The sequence below is a fragment of the Litorilituus sediminis genome (assembly GCF_004295665.1).
GTDB classification, from domain to species: domain Bacteria; phylum Pseudomonadota; class Gammaproteobacteria; order Enterobacterales; family Alteromonadaceae; genus Colwellia; species Colwellia sediminis.
Window position 1 is genome coordinate 942,864 of the sequence record NZ_CP034759.1, and the last position, 19,713, is coordinate 962,576.

Consider the following 19,713-nt stretch of genomic DNA (forward strand, 5'->3'; position numbering starts at 1 on the left):
CAAACTATTAGCAACGATTTTTTCACCACAAGGAAGCTTCTCTCATGTTTAATAATCAACTTCCCCTTATCGATCTACACCGCCATTTAGATGGCAATATAAGAGCTAAAACTATTTGGCAATTAGCAGAGCAAAACAATATTGCCCAGCCAGAAAATACCTTTGAAGCTTTCCTGCCCCATGTGCAAATCACCGACAGTGAGCCAAATTTATTAGCCTTTTTAAAAAAGCTTGATTGGGGCGTAGCCGTTTTAAGCTCACTCGATGATGTTGTCCGCATCGCTTTTGAAAATGTCGAAGATGCCTTTCATGCCAATATTGACTATGCCGAGTTACGCTTTTCTCCTTATTACATGGCAAAAACACACCACTTAGCCATAGAAGGGGTTATTGAAGCAGTCATTGAAGGCACACGTATTGGTCAAAGTAAGTTCGCTACTAAAGTGAATTTAATTGGCATTTTAAGTCGCACCTTTGGCGTAGATGCCTGTAACAAAGAACTAAATGCTTTACTCAAGTATCGCGATGATTTGGTAGCGCTTGATTTAGCTGGTGATGAATATAACTTCCCAGGGCAACTTTTTGAAAATCACTTTAATAAAGCGCGCGATGCAGGCCTAAACATAACCGTGCATGCCGGTGAAGCAGCTGGCCCAGAAAGTGTCTGGCACGCGATTGAAAAACTCGGCGCACAACGAATTGGTCACGGCGTCGCTTGTGTAAAAGATCAAAAGCTAATGGATTATATGGCAAAGCACAACATAGCTATTGAGTCTTGCCTCACGTCAAACTATCAAACAGGTACGGTAACAGAGCTTGTTAATCACCCTGTCAAAACCTTCTTGGCCAATAATTTACTTGTTTGCTTAAATACTGACGACCCTGCTGTCGAGAATATTGAACTTGGCTATGAATTTCACTTAGCTAAGCAAACGCTCGGCTTAACCGAGCAACACATTACTCAGTTACAAAAAAATGCCATTGCCATGTGCTTTTTGTCTGAGCAAGAAAAACAAGCCTTGTCTAGCAGTAAGCAAGGCATTTAACAACCACCTAGAATGAGAAGAAAGTATTATGACAGAAATACTCGCAGCCCTTGCCACCGGCCTCCTTGTTGGCCTATTATTTTCAGCCTTTAAACTACCATTACCTGCACCACCTGTTTTATCAGGTATTGCTGGTATCTTTGGTATTTACTTAGGCGGTACTGCTTATCAATGGATCCTTGAACGATTCTTTAGTTAGCATTATCATAACCACTTAGTCAATTTACTTGCTTTACTAAGCGGTACGTTGCACTGCTATAGCAATAACAATAGCATTGATGATCAGTAAAACACCCTTGATAGCAGCATGATTTAATCACTTCTGGCTAGAAACTTACTGAGTTACACTTAAACCCATTGGTACTTAACCATTAAAGGATAACTCTTATGCCAACTCCTCATATTGAAGCCCAAGCGGGCGATTTCGCTAAAACCGTATTAATGCCTGGCGATCCACTTCGCGCTAAATACATTGCCGAAAACTTTTTAGACGACGCAAAATGTGTTACCAGCGTACGTAACATGTTTGGTTACACTGGCACTTACAAAGGTAAACCAATTTCTGTTATGGGCTCAGGAATGGGTGTGCCAAGCGTATCGATTTACGCAACTGAACTTTATAAAGATTACGGTGTTGAAAATATTATTCGTATTGGTTCGTGTGGCGCGGTACGTGACGATATTAACATTCGTGATATTGTTATCGGTATGGCAGCAAGTACCGACTCAAACGTAAACAGACAACGCTTTAATAATTTAGACTTTGCGGCTTGTGCTGACTTTTCACTATTAAAAAGCGTAGTGGATACCGCAGAAAAATTAAACAAGCCGGTTCGTGTCGGTAATATCTTTACCGCTGACTTATTTTATACGCCACAGCCAGAAATGTTCGCCACTATGGAACAATACGGTATTTTAGCCGTTGAAATGGAAGCTGCGGGTCTTTACGGTGTCGCTGCTGAGTACGGTAAAAAAGCACTGACGGTATTAACTGTGAGCGATCATATTAAAACAGGTGAACAAACCACTTCAGCTGAGCGTGAAACCACCTTTAAAGATATGATGGAGCTAACACTAGAAAGCATTCTTTAGGGTCATCATTTATCCTAAGAAAACTTCTAAACAAGAAAGGGCTAGCAAACGCTAGCCCTTTTTATTTAAACGATTAACTCGTTAGTTGCTAGAAGAAAGAAACCTTAAATTCTGCACCATAAAAGCGTTCTTCATTTACCATGCCCGAATTATTATTAAAATCAACGCCACCAATTATCACTTGTTCATCAGTTAAATTACGTACAAACAGTGAGACTTCATATTCGTTATCACCAGCAATCCAGTTGTAGCCAGTACGAGCACCAATTTCAACTAATGACTCCCCTTCAAACTCTTTCGCGCGATAAAGGAAAAAGTCGACTTCACTTCGATAGCTTAAATCTGTATGAGCAAAAAATTCCCCATCGCCAATTTCTTTCGCATAACTAAGTGTTAAATTTGAAATCCACTCGGGAGAATTAGGTAATGAGTTGCCATCAATATAAGCCTTGGTTTTACCATTGCTAGTAAAAGTAGGATCTGTCACAGTACATGTACCTGAGCCACAGACTGCTACAGACAAGCCATCATGATCTAACTCAGTCTTGTTATAACTAATATTGAAAGTGGCAATAATATTATCGGTAACGATAAATTCAGAATCTAATTCAAAACCGTAGCCTGTCGTTGAATTTGCATTTAACAAAGTATTGGAGTTTTCATTGCCACCAACAGCTGTCAGTTGTTGATTATCCATATCAAAGTAGTAAATAGACGCATTTATACGACCAGAGCCATCTAAGATATCTGACTTAACACCCGTTTCATAAGAGGTAATGGTTTCCGAGTCAGCAACACTAACAGTTTGATCATATAAAACACGGCCTTGTACACTTGGCGCTCTAAAGCTATTCGCTATACGTGCATACCAGTTAATATCTTGGTCAATCTTATAGTTAGTACTAATATCCCAGCTAACATGACTATCACTTGGACTCACCGACTCGGAAAAGTTTCCGCCATCAGCCCCTGGGATAAATGGATGATCAATCAGCTCAGCAGTAAAGTCTTTTTCATCATCCGAGTAGCGTAAGCCAACGGTAACAGAAAAATCATCTGATACATTATAATCTACCGAGCCAAACACTGCCCACGCTTTGGTGTCTTGGAACTGAGTAGACTCGCCATTTTGACTACCATGCAATGGATCATTGGGATCTTCGCTAGTTATAAAGTCATAAGTGTTGATTGTTATCTCTTCGCTAAAGTAAAAGACTCCAACCTGATAATTTATATCGCCAGCAAAGTTTGATGCTAAGCGTAATTCTTGTGTATATTGCTCATGATCTGGAATTTCATCCGCAGTTTGTGCCCCCCACCATACAGCATTTGCATCTCCGGCAGGCGGAAACCCTATGTAGCCCCCGTCGACATCTGCTCTTGAGTAAATCTCTGCACTCTCCCATGCAGTTATCGAGGTTAAGGTATATTCATTAAAGTCCCATTCCAGCTTTAAGCTACTACCTTGAGTTTCAACTTGTTGCGTTGCAAATTGACCTGCATCTTGGTAGACAACATCAGCCTCAAAATCCCCTCGGATATTATTCGTTCCTGGCGTTGCTATATTAGGATGAAAAATAATAGGTGAGCCGTCTAAATCTCTAAAGTGATAATTAAAGAGCGCGCTAAAATTGTTACCTTCATATAGAAACTGAATACGCGCTGCATTTTCTTCATAGCCGCCAAGTTGATTATTTTGTTCGAAACCAACTGCGCGATTATCAATATAGTCATCTTTTGATTGATGCAAACCAGATACTCGTACTGATAAATTGTCAGTTAACCCACCACCAAAGGCAGCAGAACTGTCAATCGCGCCACGACTACCATAAGAAATTGCAGCATAGCCATCGAAAGTTTGTGAAGGTTTTACAGAATCAAATTTTACTAATCCAGCAGGAGTGTTACGTCCAAAAAGCGTTCCTTGTGGACCTCGAAGCACCTCGACACGTTCAACGTCAAAAACAGGAAAACCTTTCAATATGGGATTTTCTTGTACCACATCATCGACAACATAAGATACAGGCTGTGAAGCATTTAAATCAAAATCTGTATTACCTAAGCCTCGAATATAAAAACGCGGAAAGCTTCTACCAAAAGAAGATTCTACTGCTAGGCTTGGAATTCTAGCGCTCATAAAGCGAATATCCATACCGGCTGAACTAAACGCATCTAGGTTTTCACCTTGTAGGGCTGACACAGATACAGGTACTTCCTGCACATTTTCTACCCGCTTTCGCGCTGTAACTTCAATAACCTCTAATTTACCTTTATCGGCTTCTTCGGCCTGTGCCAAAGGTGCGATACTTGTTGATGTAAGCAAAGCTGCATTAATACATAAACATAATGTTGTCTTGTTAAAAGTAACCATTAATATTCCCCGGACTAGCTTAAATTACTGGTGTGCCGCTCTTTTGGCGACTAAATAACCATTTGAGTATAATTTAAGATTTGAAATTTAGCTGAGATAAGAAGCTTTTTCCGTAACTCATTGACTCAACATTAAATAACTCTGCGATAGTTTGTCCTAAATCCGCAAAGGTTTGACGGTTACCTAGATTAACAGATCCGACCAGATTGTGGTAGGCCAATACAGGCACATATTCGCGGGTATGATCAGTTCCCGGCCACGTTGGGTCGCAGCCGTGATCGGCGGTAAAGAATAAAACATCCTCCTTCGACATCGCCGCAAATAACTCAGGCAACCTTGCATCTAATGCTTCTAACTCTTGGGCATAACCGACAGCATCACGGCGATGACCAAAGTCCTGATCAAAATTAACCAGGTTGGTAAATATTAAGCTGTTATCTTGCGCTGTTTCTATGTGTTTTAAGGTGGCATCAAAAAGTGCATCTAACCCTGTGGCTTTAGTTTTTTCACTAATACCTTGATGAGCAAAAATATCAGCTATTTTACCCACACTTATCACATGCGTACCGGCATCATGCAGTTTATCTAATACGGTTGGCTCTGGTGGTAATACTGAGTAATCTCGACGATTTCCTGTACGAGCAAAATCTGCTGGGGTCTCACCAACAAAAGGTCTTGCGATAACGCGGCCGATATTTAAACCATCTAATTCTGCTCGTACCGTTTGACAATATTGATATAAATTATCTAGACCAAAATGCTCTTCATGTGCGGCCACCTGAAAGACACTATCTGCCGAGGTATAGCAAATGGGTAAGCCTGTTTTAATATGCTCTTCACCCAACTCAGCTAATATCTGCGTGCCCGAGGCATGACAATTGCCCAGCATGCCATCAAAACCGGTCGCCCCATTAATTTTCTCTTGTAAGTCACTTGGAAAGGCATTTTTTTTATCAGTGAAATAACCCCAATCAAATAACACTGGCACACCTGCCATTTCCCAATGCCCACTGGGTGTATCTTTACCTGAGCTAATTTCCTGTGCAAAACCATAAGCTCCCTTTGTAGGTGCTTGACCAAGATAGGGAAACTCTCTACCTGATGCTTGCTCACAGGCAGCAATTAAACCTAGAGAAGAAAAATTCGGTAAATTAATTTTTTTACCCGTTTGCTCAAAATACTCAGTAGCTAAGTTAGCTAAGGTATTAGCGCCTTCATCACCAAACGATTTTGCATCAGGCGAAAAACCAATACCAAAACTATCAATAACCATAACTATTGCACGCGCCATAGTGTTTCCTTCTCTAAAACAGATCGGTTAGATCAAAATAATTTAACAAAGAATATGACCAACTGGTCAGATTGTGTTAATTTATCACCTTTTAGAAATTGGGTAAATAATGTGTTGGTGTTATCTATAACAAAGCACATAATAGTATATTCATTAACCCAATAATATTTTTAAAGTTTAGCTAATAATTTGCTGTCGCTTTCATTATTACGGCAAGTTATTTTTATTTTGCGTAGATTACAGGCAAGACATTGAAACCAATTAAACCGACAATCATTGCTATTGCAGGCCCTTCTGCTTCAGGAAAAACCCTTTTTGCCCAAACTATTCACGATGAGCTCATTAATGAACTGGGTGAAGATGGTATTTCAATTATTTACGAAGATGCCTATTATCGCGATCAATCTCATTTAACCATGGCAGAGCGTGAACAAACCAACTATGACCACCCTGATGCCTTTGAGCACGATCTCTTAGCAGAGCATTTAAGTCAGTTAACCGAAAATAAAACCATTCATAGCCCTGTTTATTGCTATAAAACCCACACACGTACCAGTGAAACTCGCGAATTCTCGCCAACAAGAATTATTCTCGTTGAAGGCATCCTGTTGTTAGCTAATAAAGCCTTACGAGAGCGCTTCGATATCAAAGTCTATATGGATACACCGCTTGATATTTGCTTGGTTCGTAGAATTCAGCGTGATTTAGTTGAACGTAACCGCAGTGTTGAGTCAGTGACAAATCAGTATTTAAATACGGTGAGACCTATGTACTACCAATTTATTGAACCGTCAAAAGCATGGGCTGATATTGTTATCACACGTGGTGGCAAAAACAGAATGGCAATTGAAGTATTGAAAGCAAAAATTAGGCAATTATCTACATTACCGCAACAACAATAATGATTAAGAGGTATTTATGGAGTTAAACGCACTACGAGGTGTACTAGGGATAGTGGTATTACTTGCTATCGCCTATTGGCTCTCAAGCAGTAAAAAATCAATTAACTATCGTACCGTTGGCTTAGCTTTTGCTCTGCAAGTACTGCTCGGGGCTTTTGTTTTATACGTTCCCTTTGGTAAAGACGTATTAACTTCCATGACCGACGGCGTACAAAGCGTAATTGATAGTGCTAAAGTTGGTATTAACTTTCTCTTTGGCGGCTTAGGCACAGATGCCATGTTTGAAAATGGTGTAGGTTTTGTTTTCGCCGTTAGGGTTTTACCTAACATTATCTTCTTCTCCTCATTAATTGCTGTGCTTTATTACCTTGGCATTATGCAGTGGGTCATAAAAATTATTGGCGGCGGTTTACAAAAACTACTGCGCACCAGTAAGCCTGAGTCACTTTCAGCAACAGCAAATATTTTTGTTGGCCAAACCGAAGCGCCCCTTGTTGTGCGTCCATATATTGCCAAAATGACCCAATCTGAATTGTTTGCCATTATGGTGGGTGGTTTAGCCTCTGTAGCAGGCTCTATTCTCGCTGGCTATGCTGGCCTTGGCATTGAACTAAAATACTTAATTGCCGCATCGTTTATGGCAGCACCGGGCGGGCTATTAATGGCAAAGATTATTTGTCCTGAAACAGAAAGCGATAAAATAACCAAAGGCCAAGTTGAATTTTCTGAGGGCGATGACAAACCAACCAATGTTATTGATGCTGCCGCCTCTGGCGCTGCTTCAGGCTTAAAGCTTGCCGTTAATGTTGGCGCTATGTTACTGGCCTTTATCGCGCTAATTGCACTATTAAATACTTTAGTTGGCTCAATTGCTGGAATCTTTGGCTATCAAGATATCACCATTGAACTGCTACTTGGTTACCTATTTGCGCCATTTGCTTTTATTGTTGGCGTACCAACCCATGAAATGCTACAAGCCGGTAGTTTTATCGGACAAAAAATCGTAGTGAATGAATTTTTTGCCTACGTAAACTTTGTTGAAATTAAAGACAGCTTAACGCCAACCACACAAGCCATTGTAACCTTTGCTTTATGTGGTTTTGCTAACCTGTCATCCATTGCCATCTTACTTGGTGGTATTGGCTCTATGGCACCTTCTCGTCGCCACGACATCGCACGACTAGGTATGCGTGCCATGCTTGCTGCAACCTTAGCTAACTTAATGAGCGCCGCAATTGCTGGCGTATTTATCTCTTTATAGGAATCTGTGAAACATGTCAGAACTTACAACGATTGCTCAACGCGCACTCTCATTAATGGACTTAACTAGCTTAACCGATAGTGAAAGCGAGCAAGACATTATTAACCTATGCCAACAAGCAAAATCTCCTGCTGGTGAAACCGCTGCGATTTGTATTTATCCACGCTTTATTCCATTGGCGCGAAAAGCATTAAAAGCTCAGGAAACTCCACAAGTAAAAATTGCCACGGTAACTAACTTTCCTCACGGTAACGATGATATCGATATCGCCTTAGCCGAGACTAAAGCCGCAGTTGCCTATGGCGCTGACGAAGTGGATTTGGTTTTTCCTTATCGCGCCTTAATGCAAGGTAATGAAACCATTGGTTTTGATATGGTCAAGGTCTGTAAACAAGCCTGTGGTGAAACGGCTAAATTAAAAGTTATCATTGAATCTGGCGAACTCGCCTCAGAAGCGCTCATTAAAAAGGCCAGTGAAATATCAATTAACGCTGGTGCTGACTTTATTAAAACATCAACCGGTAAAGTAGCCGTTAATGCCACACCTGAAGCGGCTAAAATCATGCTAGAGGTAATTAAAAACAAGAATACTAACGTTGGTTTTAAACCAGCTGGTGGCGTACGTAATGCTGAAGATGCCAAAGTATACCTTGACTTAGCAGACAATATTTTAGGTAGCGATTGGGCTGATAGTCATCACTTTAGATTTGGTGCCAGTAGTTTGCTTGCCAGCCTATTAGAGACACTAGGGCATAAAGCAACAACTAATAGCAATAGCAGTTACTAAGTTATTTTCAAAAAGCGAATAATAAGACAGTTTCATGGCACAATTATATTTTTACTATTCATCAATGAATGCAGGGAAATCAACGCATTTATTACAGTCTTCTTATAACTACCAAGAGCGCGGCCTTAAAACAGCAATTTATACCGCGCAAATTGACGACAGATTTGCCCAAGGTAAAGTGGCCTCACGCTTAGGTATTGACGCTGACGCCTTTGTTTTTGATGACCATACAAATCTTTTAAAAGAAGTAGAAGAAAAACATCAACATGAAAAACTTGACTGCGTTTTAATTGATGAAGCCCAGTTTTTATCAACAGAGCAAGTAAAACAACTCACCGATATCGTTGATCTGCTGCATATACCTGTACTGGCTTATGGCATTCGTACCGACTTTCTTGGGCAAACATTCTCAGGCAGCGCGGCACTACTGGCATGGGCAGACAAACTCGTCGAGCTAAAAACCATTTGCCACTGTGGTAGAAAAGCTAACTTTGTTATCAGGCAAGATGCCAATGGCAATCCTGTGCGGGGCGGAGAACAAGTCGAGGTGGGCGGCAATGAGCGCTATGAGCCACTATGCCGTGCCCACTTTAAACAATTGGTTTGGCAATAAGTAACCTAAGTTTGCCATAGCAAGCTTAGGCTAAGTAGCAAAAAGTTAGCTATTATCAATAAAAATACAGCAAGAATAATAATCAGCAGGAATTTCTCATGTCTGTTTTTCAAAGTACTCATCCCTTAGTAAAACACAAAGTCAGCCTTTTACGTGATGCTGATATTTCAGTGAAAGCGTTTAGAGAGTTAACCAATGAAATTGGCGCCTTACTCACTATGGAAGCCACTCAAGATTTTGCCTTAACAGAGCACACTATCAGCTGTTGGTCTGGAGATATCTCAGTGCCAACATTAAAAGATAAGCAACCTACCCTAGTTCCTATTTTAAGGGCTGGATTAGGTATGTTAGATGGTGCGCTCAAAGTGCTACCGTGCGCAAAAATAAGCGTTGTCGGTTTAGCGCGAAATGAACAAACATTAGCGCCAGATACTTACTATGAGAATATAGTCAGTGATATTGCCACTAGAACAGCCATCATTATTGACCCTATGTTAGCGACAGGCGGCACTGCTGCGGCAACTATTTCAATGCTAAAAGAATCTGGTTGTCAGCACATTAAAACCATCTTTTTAGTAGCTGCACCGGAAGGTATTGAGGTAATACAAAAAGCGCACCCTGATGTCTCACTTTACATTGGTGCAGTAGATGAAAAGTTAAATGATCAAGGTTATATTTTACCGGGTCTAGGTGATGCTGGTGATAAAATATTTGGTACTTTATAAGTAACCTATATAAGTAACTCAGCTTTACCGGCAAATAAAAGCAAAAAGGTTAGCATCACTGCTAACCTTTTTTAGTTTCTGTTAGTAACTATTAATAACTGTTAATAAATAATAGGCGACAACTCTGGGCGCTCATCACTATAGGTGATCGCTTGATTAAACTGCGCAATCGCTAATTTAGCACTATCTTCATCTTTGGCATGAACTCGCGCCAGTACTTCACCTCTATTAACTTTAACGCCAAGCGGTAAAATACGATCAAAACCTACGGTATGATCAACACTTTGTGTCGGCGCTGTTCTACCACCGCCTAAGCCCACCACTGACATTCCAATCGCTCGGGTATCCATTTGCGCTAAATAGCCATGCTGAGTTGCTTTAACTTCAACAATAACATTGGCTTTTTCCATTGAGTCCCATGGTTTTTCAACAAAGTTACTTGGCCCGCCAAGCTCAGCGATCATACGCTCAAATACCTCTGCTGCTGAGCCTGAGGTCAGCGCTCGCTCAATTTTCTCATCCGCTTGCGCAGCATCAGCCGCTAAACCAGTATTTATTAGCATGGCACTGGCAAGTGCTTTAACCACTTGGTGCAGTCTTGGCTCTCTTTGCTTACCAGTTAAATATTTGGCTGTTTCATACATTTCAATGGCATTACCAGCACTGGTACCCAGTACTTGGTTCATATCGGTAATAATAGCCTGAGTTTTTACGCCAGCACCATTGGCAACACTAACAATACTTTCAGCGAGCGCTTTAGCATCGGTTAAATTATTCATCATAGCGCCATTACCCACTTTAACATCCATCACTAACGCATCTAAACCTGCGGCAAGCTTTTTAGATAGTATTGAAGCGGTAATAAGGGGTATTGACTCAACTGTCGCGGTCACATCGCGAATTGAGTATAGCCGTTTATCTGCTGGTGCTAAATTATCGGTTTGCGAAATAATCGCGACACCAACATCTTTCACGATACGTTTAAACTCAGTAATACTCGGCTGCACATTAAAACCGGCGATACTTTCCAGCTTATCGGCTGTGCCACCTGTGTGCCCTAAGCCACGCCCTGAAATCATAGGTACGAAACCACCACAGGCAGCAACTATGGCCGCTAGCATAAAGCTGACCTTATCACCAACACCACCAGTTGAGTGTTTATCAACAATAGGCCCATCAAAGCCTTGCCAAGTTAACACATCACCTGAGTGCATCATATTTTTTGTTAAAGCGACCCTTTCATCAACACTCATCCCTTGCTGAAAAATAGCCATAGCCATAGCGCCTACTTGGCTGTCAGAAAAACTTCCATCAACAAGGCCAGAAACAAAACTTTCAATGGCGTTGTTATCAAGTGCTTTACCATCGCGTTTTAGGCGGATTATTTCTTGCGGTAATATCATGGGAAATCCTTATTGTTCCAATAAATCTTTTGGCGTAAATGCATCAGGCAGTAACTGGCTTACGGTCCACTCTTGTCGTTCATTTTTATGATTTACCGCCAATACTGGCGCAGACTGTTGAAAAAACTCGGCGATCACTTGTCTGCAAGCCCCGCAAGGCGGCGTTAGCTTATCTTGCTCGGTGTAAATAACAATTAATTTAAAGTCTCTTTCACCATTTACAACACCATGCCCTATGCAGTTCCTTTCTGCACACACAGTTAAACCATAGGAAGCATTTTCTACATTACAGCCACTTACTATATTGCCTTGAGCGGTTAATGCCGCCGCACCAACATGAAACTTGCTATAAGGCGCATAAGCATTTTGATAAGCATGTTTCGCTGCCATAATGACATTATCAACACAGGTTTGTTCAATATCTTTCATAAAACTCTCATAATGACCATTTTATAAACTTAAGCATAGCATTTTTGACCAACTGGTCAACATATTTATTTAACTGATCTTATCTTATATCAGCCATAAAAAAACCCTTTAGAATCGATTGAAACTAAAGGGTTTTTATTACTATTTTAAGCCTTAACGATTAGAACTTATAGTTAACACCAATCTTCATTTGCCATGCAGAAGATGACTGTACAATGGTATTGTAGTTACGTGTATCTGCACCTTGGAAACGTGGAGATAAAATGTAACGACCATCTTCATCTAATCCTGGGCCTCGGTAGTTACCAAAATCATATAAAGCTTGGTTAGGATAAGTTAAACGTTTTTCTACGCCCCAATCATCGTTTAATAAGTTAGCAAAGTTATCAATCATAAAGAAGATAGTACCTTTATGGCCTTTAGCAAAACCAGGGATCTCTTGCTTAATACTGATATCTAAGGTCGTAACCCAAGGTTGCGTACCTGTGTTTCTATCAATAATTGAACCCGACGGTGAGATACCCGCTTGATCTAATAAAATCGAAAGATCGTCCCATGAAAGACTCGACTCTTCCCAGTTTACGTTAGGATCATCAGCACCTGATGGAATATAAGCTAAGTAAGCAGAGTTTTTATAAAAGTCCTCTGTGTCACCCAAGTCTCTATCTTCATACATACCAATTACCGTGCTGTATGGACGACCTGAACGACGTTCAAAGAAGGCATCAAAGCGCGTAGTATAACCAGAGAATAATTCTGTGTTATAGCTAAAGGTCATTTTAAAACTGTGTTCAACTTCATAGTGACCACGAGCAACCATATCTTCATTACGGTTTTTAATAATGTTATGCTGATAGTTACTTTGTGCACGTGAAGAAGAGCCAACATGGTTTTCTTCAATATCTTGATGCGCATAACTCATGGTAATAGCAATACCATTATCCCACTCTTTCGCTAATGCCGTTGAAAGAATAATAGAGCGACCATCATCTTCTGCATTGGTCATCATGATGTCGAAGTTTTCATATAAGTCACCTTCATAGATGCTTTCGTTGATAACACGCTCGCCATCTGCGGCAACACCAACGGGTTGAATTGCAGTATTTTTCCACACGGCTTCATTTTCTTTAATGTGGTACATAATTTCTGATGTCCACTTAAAGTTATTACCCAGTACAGGTACATCAAAGTCTAAATCAAAACCTAACTGAGCACGCCAGCTTGACGGTAGTTTAAAGTTTGGATCTGTATAGTTAGTACTACCCGCACCTTTTTGCATGGCATCTTGAATTTCTTGTGGCACTTGCGTGAAATCTGCTTCGTTTTCTGCATAGTAAGCATCAATAACGCTCGCTGGTGCGCCAACTAAAGTAATACCATCTTTTTGGAATGGGTTGTTATACCATACATTTGGAATACCACCTTGGAAGCGACCAACACCACCACGTACGGTTAAATCATCCGTTGCCATCCAAGTTAAGTTCAAACGTGGCAAGATAATATCTAAACCATCTAAGTTTTCCTGGTTGGTGTAACCATAGGTTTCTTGGAAAGCTTCATTTAATGTTGGCTTATCATCAGATGATAAACGCTCATAACGAACACCTACTGACATTTCTATATCATCAGTAAGGTAGAACTTATCTTCTACATACAATGACATTTGTGCACGTACGGCATCATAGGCGGTATCGGCTTGGTTATTGGTATAGGCATTATCATAGGTAAAGTCGTATTCATCGTTGTAATTACCTACAACCTTGTTCTCAAAGCCCCAGAAGTTATCAAACTCCCACGAACCTAGTGAGTTTTCAGCAAACAGGTTATATAAGCGTAAACGTTCATACTGAGCACCAAACGTAATTTCGTGCTCATCTAAAAGATAAGTTGCATCTAATGAAAGGATGAAATTTTGTGTTTCTGAGCGATTAGCGTGACGGTACACATCTCGACCAAACTGGTAAGCTGGACCACGATATTTCTCTTCAACCTTCACACTACCAAAATCAGAGTTGGTATCGCTATCTGAAGATACGTCTTTATAACTGATACCAATTTCTGTACTAAAGTCATCAGTCCAATCTGAATACAACTTAGTGGCAAAATTATTCATCTTAGACACATACGTGTAACGAGATGAAGCTAAATCTACAGTACGACCACCGGTACCAAAGTTACGTGCATCTTGGTCATCTTGCCACTGGTAAGTAAAATCTAAACGATGTAAATCATCAATATTCCAGCTTAATTTTGCAAGTAAAGTATCATTGGTATCTTTAGGATCGCCGCCTAATGAATCTTCAAAACCATAGGTATCTTTTAAAATACGTAAAAACTCATTGAAGTTTTCTTCCGATGTATCATATTCATGAGTTGCACCACTGCCTTCAAAACCGTAATCCATTTCCAGTTCGCTACTCCAGCTAGTGTAGTTGACGAAATAGAATAACTTATCCTCAATTACTGGACCACCGACATTAAAACCAAAACGTTGTTGGGTTTCAATTGGTGCTACTTCAGAGATTTCAAAAGTACGATGATTTCCTCTTTCTTCATCTAGAACTGGGTCACCCTCTTCATCAAACACTTGCGATATTTGCTTAACATCACCAGCCATATCAGGCGTTGATGTTTCATAATAACCTGAGAATTTAAACTCATTGGTACCTGATTTAGTAACCGCATTGATAGTACCACCACCAAAGTTACCTTTTTTTGCTGAAAATGGTGAAACATCAACAGAGATTTGTTCAATAGCATCAAGTGATACAGGCGGTTGCTGCGTTGGGTAACCACCGAAGTTAAGACCAAAGTCATCGTTTTGGTTAATACCATCAACCGTTAACGCGTTTGTTCGTGGGTTACCACCAGCAATAGTTAATTCGCCATTACCGTTAATTGACGCTAATGGGTTCATACGAGCAACATCTTTAATGTCACGGTTAAAGCTTGGTGCATTATCAATAGCATCAGCACCAAAGACACTGTTTGAACCACCGACATCTTGTAAGAAACGAGCACCAGTAACTTGAATACGCTCAACCGATAGTGGCGCTAATTGTTTATTCAAGCGGTAAGTTTCACCAAGGGATAAAAAGATATTGTTTAACTCAGCATCACTGAACTTATCAGAGTCAATAACAACAGTGTAAGGACCACCAACACGTAAGCCCTTTGCAACGAAGGTACCATTTTCGTTAGTGACAAACTCACTTACCGTGCCTGTAGGCGTGTGAATTAATTGAATTTTAACATTGCTGGCAACATTGCCTTCTGGGCCAACAATCTTTCCTCGCATTGAAGAAGAAGTGTCAGCTGCCATAGCAGAAGTTGATAATCCAAGCGCAAGTACTAACGCACCAGAGATGCGTGATAAACGATGAGCTTTCATCTGTTATTCCTTGGTTATGTTTTAAAAATTAGTAATGATAAATGTTATTTATTGAGCAAAAAACTTAACCATTTGCTCTGTTTTTTATTTTCGCTCGAAATTAGACCAGAATTTCATGTCATTTTCATTACAATTTTTAACTAAGCATTAAAACTTTTAAAACAAAACAGCTTAGACCAGTAGACAAAAATCAGAACAAAAAGATAAAAACTACAAATAATTACTTATTAAACAATAACTAACAAAAATCAGAACAATCAAAAACATTTAATTAGCAAATAGTTAGCATCGCTTATAAAATATTATTATCAATTTAACCCACTTGATAACAAAAAGTTATAAAACCAACCAAAAGGTCAAATTAATTAAAAGAGGTAAAAATAAAACAATTTAAAAATCAAATCATTAAGGAATTAGCAAAACTCAGCTTGAATTTTATTTTATTTACATAAAGGTGAATGTTTATACAAATCATGATTTTGCACAGAAATGCTGCATTCTTTAAAAAGATCTTTATAAACAATGAATAGTTAGAATAAATTGACAAGTTTTTGATAAGGAAAGCTTGGTAAAAATTCACCACAACACCAGAGAAAATAAAAACTAACCATACAGTCAGCTATAGCAGTTAAAATCTAACTATAAAAAAGGGCTGCCTAAATGCAGCCCTTTGTTAACATCCGCTTATACAGCTAGAAATTATATTTAATACCAATACGCATTTCCCATAACGACGCATCTGTTACTCGCGATGAGTTGCTAGGTTTCATAAATTCGTTATAGATATACTGATCACCATCAATTGAAGCATTTACTGCCGCTTGTAAGTAGTTGCCCTCTTTCAGTACTCCCCAGTCATCATTAAGTAGATTGCCAAAGTTCTCTATAACAAAGAAGGCACTGCCTTTATGACCATCCATAAAACCTGCAAACTCTTGCTCTACACGGACATCAAACTTAGTCCACCAATGGCCATCAACGCTGTTACGTTCCATGATTTGCCCTCGAGCTAGACCTTCACTGGCAATAAAATCGTTAAAATCATCTAACTGGCTTCTATTAGTTACCTTATCTACTTCGGTAAAGTCTTCACTATAAACTACCCTAGAGTCGTTTATAGTAGGTATGTAAAGCAGCTGCCTATCTTCATCATTAAAGCCTAAATCTCTTGTGGCAAAGGTGTAATCATAAGGATTTGTTTGCTGTGATTGACCAAATACACTCAAGCGAGTTTCATAACCAGCGAAGAACTCACGGGTATATGAAACGTTTACCGTAAAGCGATGTGGAATTTCATAATTAGAGGTTGCTAAACCTGGATTTTCTGCATCAGATACGGCAATTTTATGATAGTTAGAAAACGCTACTGAACTGGTCATTGGATGAACATCTTGCGAATCAGTGTAAGCGTATGCAGCACTAAAGCCTAAACCATTGTCGTATTCTTTACTGACAGAGAAAGAAAGGATGGTCGACTTAGCATCGGCTCCTTTTACGTTAGTGAGTAATAAGTCTGATTTTCTTGAATGTATTGTATTACCATAAATTGGGCGACCATCAGGCGCATAATCCTGTACTTCTTCAGCTAAGTTACTAATAGTGGCGGAATCTTGCTTATCGGTATAAAGCAAGTCAGCCATTAAGACATAATCTTGATCAGTGACATAAGTAGCACCTAATGAATATTTCCACTCAGAAGGAATTTCAAAATTAGGATCAGTGGCATTCACGCTATCATCGGTTGTACCTTTACCCACTTCATCATACAAGTCTTGCGGTACATCATACCCAGGGCGACCACCATTAACATAGTCAATGGCATCGGGCCCTAATACTTGCACATCAGACATTCTCACTTGAATATTACGCACACCATCATTTGAGTAACTGTTTGAAATCCATACATTTGGATTACCGCCAGAATACAAACCAAAGCCACCGCGAACCTCTAACTGATCTGTTGCAGCCCAGTTAAAGCCAAAGCGTGGCTGAATTAAGTCAACACCGTCTAGGTTTTGCTGGTTAGAAAAACCAAAGCGTGATTCAAAGTTAGGATTATGGGTTGGCACATCATCACTTTCATACCAATCATAGCGAAGACCTGCGGTGATGGTGACATCATAATCACTTAACTCGAACTTATCCTGAAAATATACGGTATTTAGCGCATATTTAAACTCACCTACAGCATCACTTGGGTTATGGCTTTTGGCGTTACCGTAATAAATATCAGCGGCAAATCCAGATGCAAATGAATCTATGCCCCCTTCAAAGTCGGTTTCTGTTTGGCTGTGCTGTACAAATAAGTTATATACATCAAGCTCTTCTCGCTCATAGCCAAAGTACAATTCATGATCACCTAAATAATAAGTACCCGCTATTTTTAGTGACAGATTATCGTATTTAAGTTTATTGGATTGCCGAGAATCATCAGGGCCAAGGTAAACATCAACATTTTCGCCAACTTCTTCAATGGTAATTTCACCGAAACCGCTGGCTTGATCGAGTGATATTTGGCGGTTATCTAATTTAGAGTAACCAATACGAATTTCAGTTGAAAAGTTATCTGTCCAGTCTGAATAAAGTGACGATACGTAGGAAGTAAACTCTGCACCACGCTCATAAAAGTGATTAGATAGAGATAATCTATCTGAACTTTCATCTGACTGACCTATTTCAAAACCATCATTGTAGTTATAGACAAAGTTTAACCTGTGATAATCATTAATATTCCAATCAAGCTTTAATAACAGCTTTTCATCTTCAACAGGAATACTCGGTATCATATAGCCAGGATCATAACCATATTGGTCTTTCGATATTTGAATGATGCGATCAATGTCCGCCTGGCTAACTCTACCATTATCAAAGGCGGCATAATCCATAATTTGTGCGCCGTCTAATTTCTCATAGGCACCAAAGAAGAATAAGGTATCTTCAATTAATGGCGCACTAAAATTAAAACCATAACGCTTTTCACTGTAACTGCCGGTATCAATTGAGTCACCTTCTAAGCTATCACCTTTAAATGAATCACTGGTGTAGTCATAAAAGAAGCCACCATGAATTTCATTACCACCTGATTTAGTGACAGCATTAATATTACAGGAAGTAAAGCCACCGTATTGCACATCAAAAGGTGCTAACTCAACAGCAACTTGCGAAATGGCGTCATAAGAAAACGGCATGCGCACCGTTGGGTACCCATTAGAATTCAAACCAAAGTTATCATTCATGCGGGCACCATCAACCGTTAAACTGTTAAAGCGAGGGTTGCCACCGGCACATTGAATAGAATCGCCACCTGAGCCTGCTTCATTAATATATATACGTGGATCGGCGCGAACCACATCTTTAATATCACGATTAATGCTCGGTGCTGTTTCTAAGTCCTTTAAGCTAAAGTTAGATGAAGGACTATTACTGCCATAGTTCTTATTAATGATTCGCCCCGTTACTTCAATGCGCTCAACTTCTTGCTGTGCTTCAAGGGCAACATTTATCGGGTAAGTTTCACCTAAGGTTAGATAGACATCGTTAACTTGAGTATCTTTAAACTCATCAGAATCAATAATGACTCTATACGGTCCACCAACCCTTAAGCCTTGTGTTGAGAAAGTACCAGCGTCATTAACGGTTACCGTTTTAACCGTGCCCGATGGTATATGAATAATACGAACGCTTGTACCCGCTGCGGGGTTTCCATAGGGTCCGACTACCTCACCCTTCATAGATGAAGTGGTGGTATTTGCTAAGGCTGACGTTGATAGTCCAAGCGCAAGCACTATCGCGCCAGTTATGCGTGAAAGACGGTGAGATTTCATCTGCAATTCCTTGGTTTCATGTTATTAAAGTAATGGGGTCTTTTTTATCAATTGATAACAGCTTTAAAAGTTAACCATTTGCTCGATTTATTATGTCATTTTCAATTAGAACAGACTTTTATGATGTTTTCATTACAATTTTTACCCCCTAATAAAGCTATTTAACAGTAGGTAAATAAGCTAAGCAAAGTAAAGGATACAACTCCTTAAAAATCAAATAAGTAGCAATTATCTAAATTATTTAGCTGGCCAATACTGAAATTTATTAGTCACTCGCTAAGTCATCAACCAGCTTCATAAAAGCTAAAGAAGGCGCTATAGAGTTAAGTCACTATGCATTCAGTCAACTATGCTTTCCTTGCTAAAACCTTGCTATATGTATGAAGAATTCTAAGGTGATTTATTCAGCAAATTTATCTTGTCGCGCATGTACTTTTGTATACAAATACGCTACATTTCACGGCCAATTAGATATTGGTTATCATTTCAACCAAGATTTAATTTAACCGTTTGGTTAACTTTATATAAAAATAGTGTGACTTATCCGCCAACTCTTGGTAAAACGTTGCACGATAATT

The 19,713-nt window shown here is 39.6% G+C and carries 14 protein-coding genes; 8 read left to right on the plus strand and 6 right to left on the minus strand.

Annotation, left to right across the window (positions count from 1 at the left end; genetic code table 11):
* The first annotated feature begins 44 nt into the window (after window positions 1-44).
* From add to deoD, 3 genes are all read left to right on the plus strand, one after another.
* Complete coding sequence (gene add, locus EMK97_RS04255; RefSeq protein WP_130599752.1) at window positions 45-1,046, plus strand: adenosine deaminase; 1,002 nt, start codon at window positions 45-47, stop codon at window positions 1,044-1,046.
* A 28-nt stretch (window positions 1,047-1,074) separates the two neighbouring features.
* On the plus strand, window positions 1,075-1,245 hold the full coding sequence (locus tag EMK97_RS04260) for a XapX domain-containing protein (RefSeq protein ID WP_130599754.1): 171 nt from the start codon (window positions 1,075-1,077) through the stop codon (window positions 1,243-1,245).
* 188 nt (window positions 1,246-1,433) lie between these two features.
* Window positions 1,434-2,138, plus strand: coding sequence for a purine-nucleoside phosphorylase (gene deoD / locus EMK97_RS04265; protein ID WP_130599756.1), 705 nt, complete (start codon window positions 1,434-1,436; stop codon window positions 2,136-2,138).
* An 88-nt stretch (window positions 2,139-2,226) separates the two neighbouring features.
* On the opposite strand, the gene EMK97_RS04270 is transcribed toward deoD, so the two are convergent.
* Both EMK97_RS04270 and EMK97_RS04275 read right to left on the minus strand, forming a co-directional pair.
* Window positions 2,227-4,509: a TonB-dependent receptor gene (locus EMK97_RS04270; RefSeq protein ID WP_130599758.1), complete on the minus strand. Its 2,283-nt coding sequence runs from the start codon at window positions 4,507-4,509 to the stop codon at window positions 2,227-2,229.
* A 73-nt stretch (window positions 4,510-4,582) separates the two neighbouring features.
* Window positions 4,583-5,800 (minus strand): phosphopentomutase, encoded by a 1,218-nt coding sequence (locus tag EMK97_RS04275; RefSeq protein ID WP_130599760.1) that lies wholly within the window; start codon window positions 5,798-5,800, stop codon window positions 4,583-4,585.
* A gap of 260 nt (window positions 5,801-6,060) precedes the next feature.
* Between EMK97_RS04275 and udk the strand changes: the two genes are divergently transcribed.
* From udk to upp, 5 genes are all read left to right on the plus strand, one after another.
* On the plus strand, window positions 6,061-6,702 hold the full coding sequence (udk, locus tag EMK97_RS04280; protein WP_130604364.1) for a uridine kinase: 642 nt from the start codon (window positions 6,061-6,063) through the stop codon (window positions 6,700-6,702).
* Window positions 6,703-6,718: 16 nt separating this feature from the next.
* On the plus strand, window positions 6,719-7,963 hold the full coding sequence (locus EMK97_RS04285; protein WP_130599762.1) for a NupC/NupG family nucleoside CNT transporter: 1,245 nt from the start codon (window positions 6,719-6,721) through the stop codon (window positions 7,961-7,963).
* A 13-nt stretch (window positions 7,964-7,976) separates the two neighbouring features.
* Complete coding sequence (gene deoC, locus EMK97_RS04290; protein ID WP_130599764.1) at window positions 7,977-8,750, plus strand: deoxyribose-phosphate aldolase; 774 nt, start codon at window positions 7,977-7,979, stop codon at window positions 8,748-8,750.
* Between the two features lie 34 nt (window positions 8,751-8,784).
* Entirely contained in the window at window positions 8,785-9,363 is a 579-nt protein-coding gene (locus EMK97_RS04295) for a thymidine kinase (protein WP_130599766.1), read from the plus strand.
* A 98-nt stretch (window positions 9,364-9,461) separates the two neighbouring features.
* Entirely contained in the window at window positions 9,462-10,088 is a 627-nt protein-coding gene (gene upp / locus EMK97_RS04300; RefSeq protein ID WP_130599768.1) for a uracil phosphoribosyltransferase, read from the plus strand.
* 101 nt (window positions 10,089-10,189) lie between these two features.
* Here upp and deoA read toward each other — a convergent pair whose 3' ends face one another.
* The 4 genes from deoA to EMK97_RS04320 form a co-directional block, all read right to left on the minus strand.
* Window positions 10,190-11,491: a thymidine phosphorylase gene (deoA, locus tag EMK97_RS04305; protein ID WP_130599770.1), complete on the minus strand. Its 1,302-nt coding sequence runs from the start codon at window positions 11,489-11,491 to the stop codon at window positions 10,190-10,192.
* Window positions 11,492-11,500: 9 nt separating this feature from the next.
* Window positions 11,501-11,920, minus strand: coding sequence for a cytidine deaminase (locus tag EMK97_RS04310; protein ID WP_130599772.1), 420 nt, complete (start codon window positions 11,918-11,920; stop codon window positions 11,501-11,503).
* Between the two features lie 160 nt (window positions 11,921-12,080).
* Window positions 12,081-15,311, minus strand: a complete 3,231-nt coding sequence (locus EMK97_RS04315; RefSeq protein ID WP_130599774.1) for a TonB-dependent receptor — start codon at window positions 15,309-15,311, stop codon at window positions 12,081-12,083.
* Window positions 15,312-16,003: 692 nt separating this feature from the next.
* A complete protein-coding gene (locus EMK97_RS04320; RefSeq protein WP_130599776.1) occupies window positions 16,004-19,135 on the minus strand; it encodes a TonB-dependent receptor in 3,132 nt (1,043 codons plus the stop codon).
* Window positions 19,136-19,713: the final 578 nt, after the last annotated feature.

What these genes read in the sequence shown, in the direction of transcription:
- deoA (WP_130599770.1), bottom strand. Translation starts at nt 11,491, where the DNA reads ATGATATTACCGCAAGAAATAATCCGCCTAAAACGCGATGGTAAAGCA.
- EMK97_RS04275 (WP_130599760.1), bottom strand. Translation starts at nt 5,800, where the DNA reads ATGGCGCGTGCAATAGTTATGGTTATTGATAGTTTTGGTATTGGTTTT.
- EMK97_RS04270 (WP_130599758.1), bottom strand. Translation starts at nt 4,509, where the DNA reads ATGGTTACTTTTAACAAGACAACATTATGTTTATGTATTAATGCAGCT.
- add (WP_130599752.1), top strand. Translation starts at nt 45, where the DNA reads ATGTTTAATAATCAACTTCCCCTTATCGATCTACACCGCCATTTAGAT.
- EMK97_RS04315 (WP_130599774.1), bottom strand. Translation starts at nt 15,311, where the DNA reads ATGAAAGCTCATCGTTTATCACGCATCTCTGGTGCGTTAGTACTTGCG.
- EMK97_RS04310 (WP_130599772.1), bottom strand. Translation starts at nt 11,920, where the DNA reads ATGAAAGATATTGAACAAACCTGTGTTGATAATGTCATTATGGCAGCG.
- upp (WP_130599768.1), top strand. Translation starts at nt 9,462, where the DNA reads ATGTCTGTTTTTCAAAGTACTCATCCCTTAGTAAAACACAAAGTCAGC.
- EMK97_RS04295 (WP_130599766.1), top strand. Translation starts at nt 8,785, where the DNA reads ATGGCACAATTATATTTTTACTATTCATCAATGAATGCAGGGAAATCA.
- EMK97_RS04260 (WP_130599754.1), top strand. Translation starts at nt 1,075, where the DNA reads ATGACAGAAATACTCGCAGCCCTTGCCACCGGCCTCCTTGTTGGCCTA.
- deoC (WP_130599764.1), top strand. Translation starts at nt 7,977, where the DNA reads ATGTCAGAACTTACAACGATTGCTCAACGCGCACTCTCATTAATGGAC.
- deoD (WP_130599756.1), top strand. Translation starts at nt 1,434, where the DNA reads ATGCCAACTCCTCATATTGAAGCCCAAGCGGGCGATTTCGCTAAAACC.
- EMK97_RS04285 (WP_130599762.1), top strand. Translation starts at nt 6,719, where the DNA reads ATGGAGTTAAACGCACTACGAGGTGTACTAGGGATAGTGGTATTACTT.
- EMK97_RS04320 (WP_130599776.1), bottom strand. Translation starts at nt 19,135, where the DNA reads ATGAAATCTCACCGTCTTTCACGCATAACTGGCGCGATAGTGCTTGCG.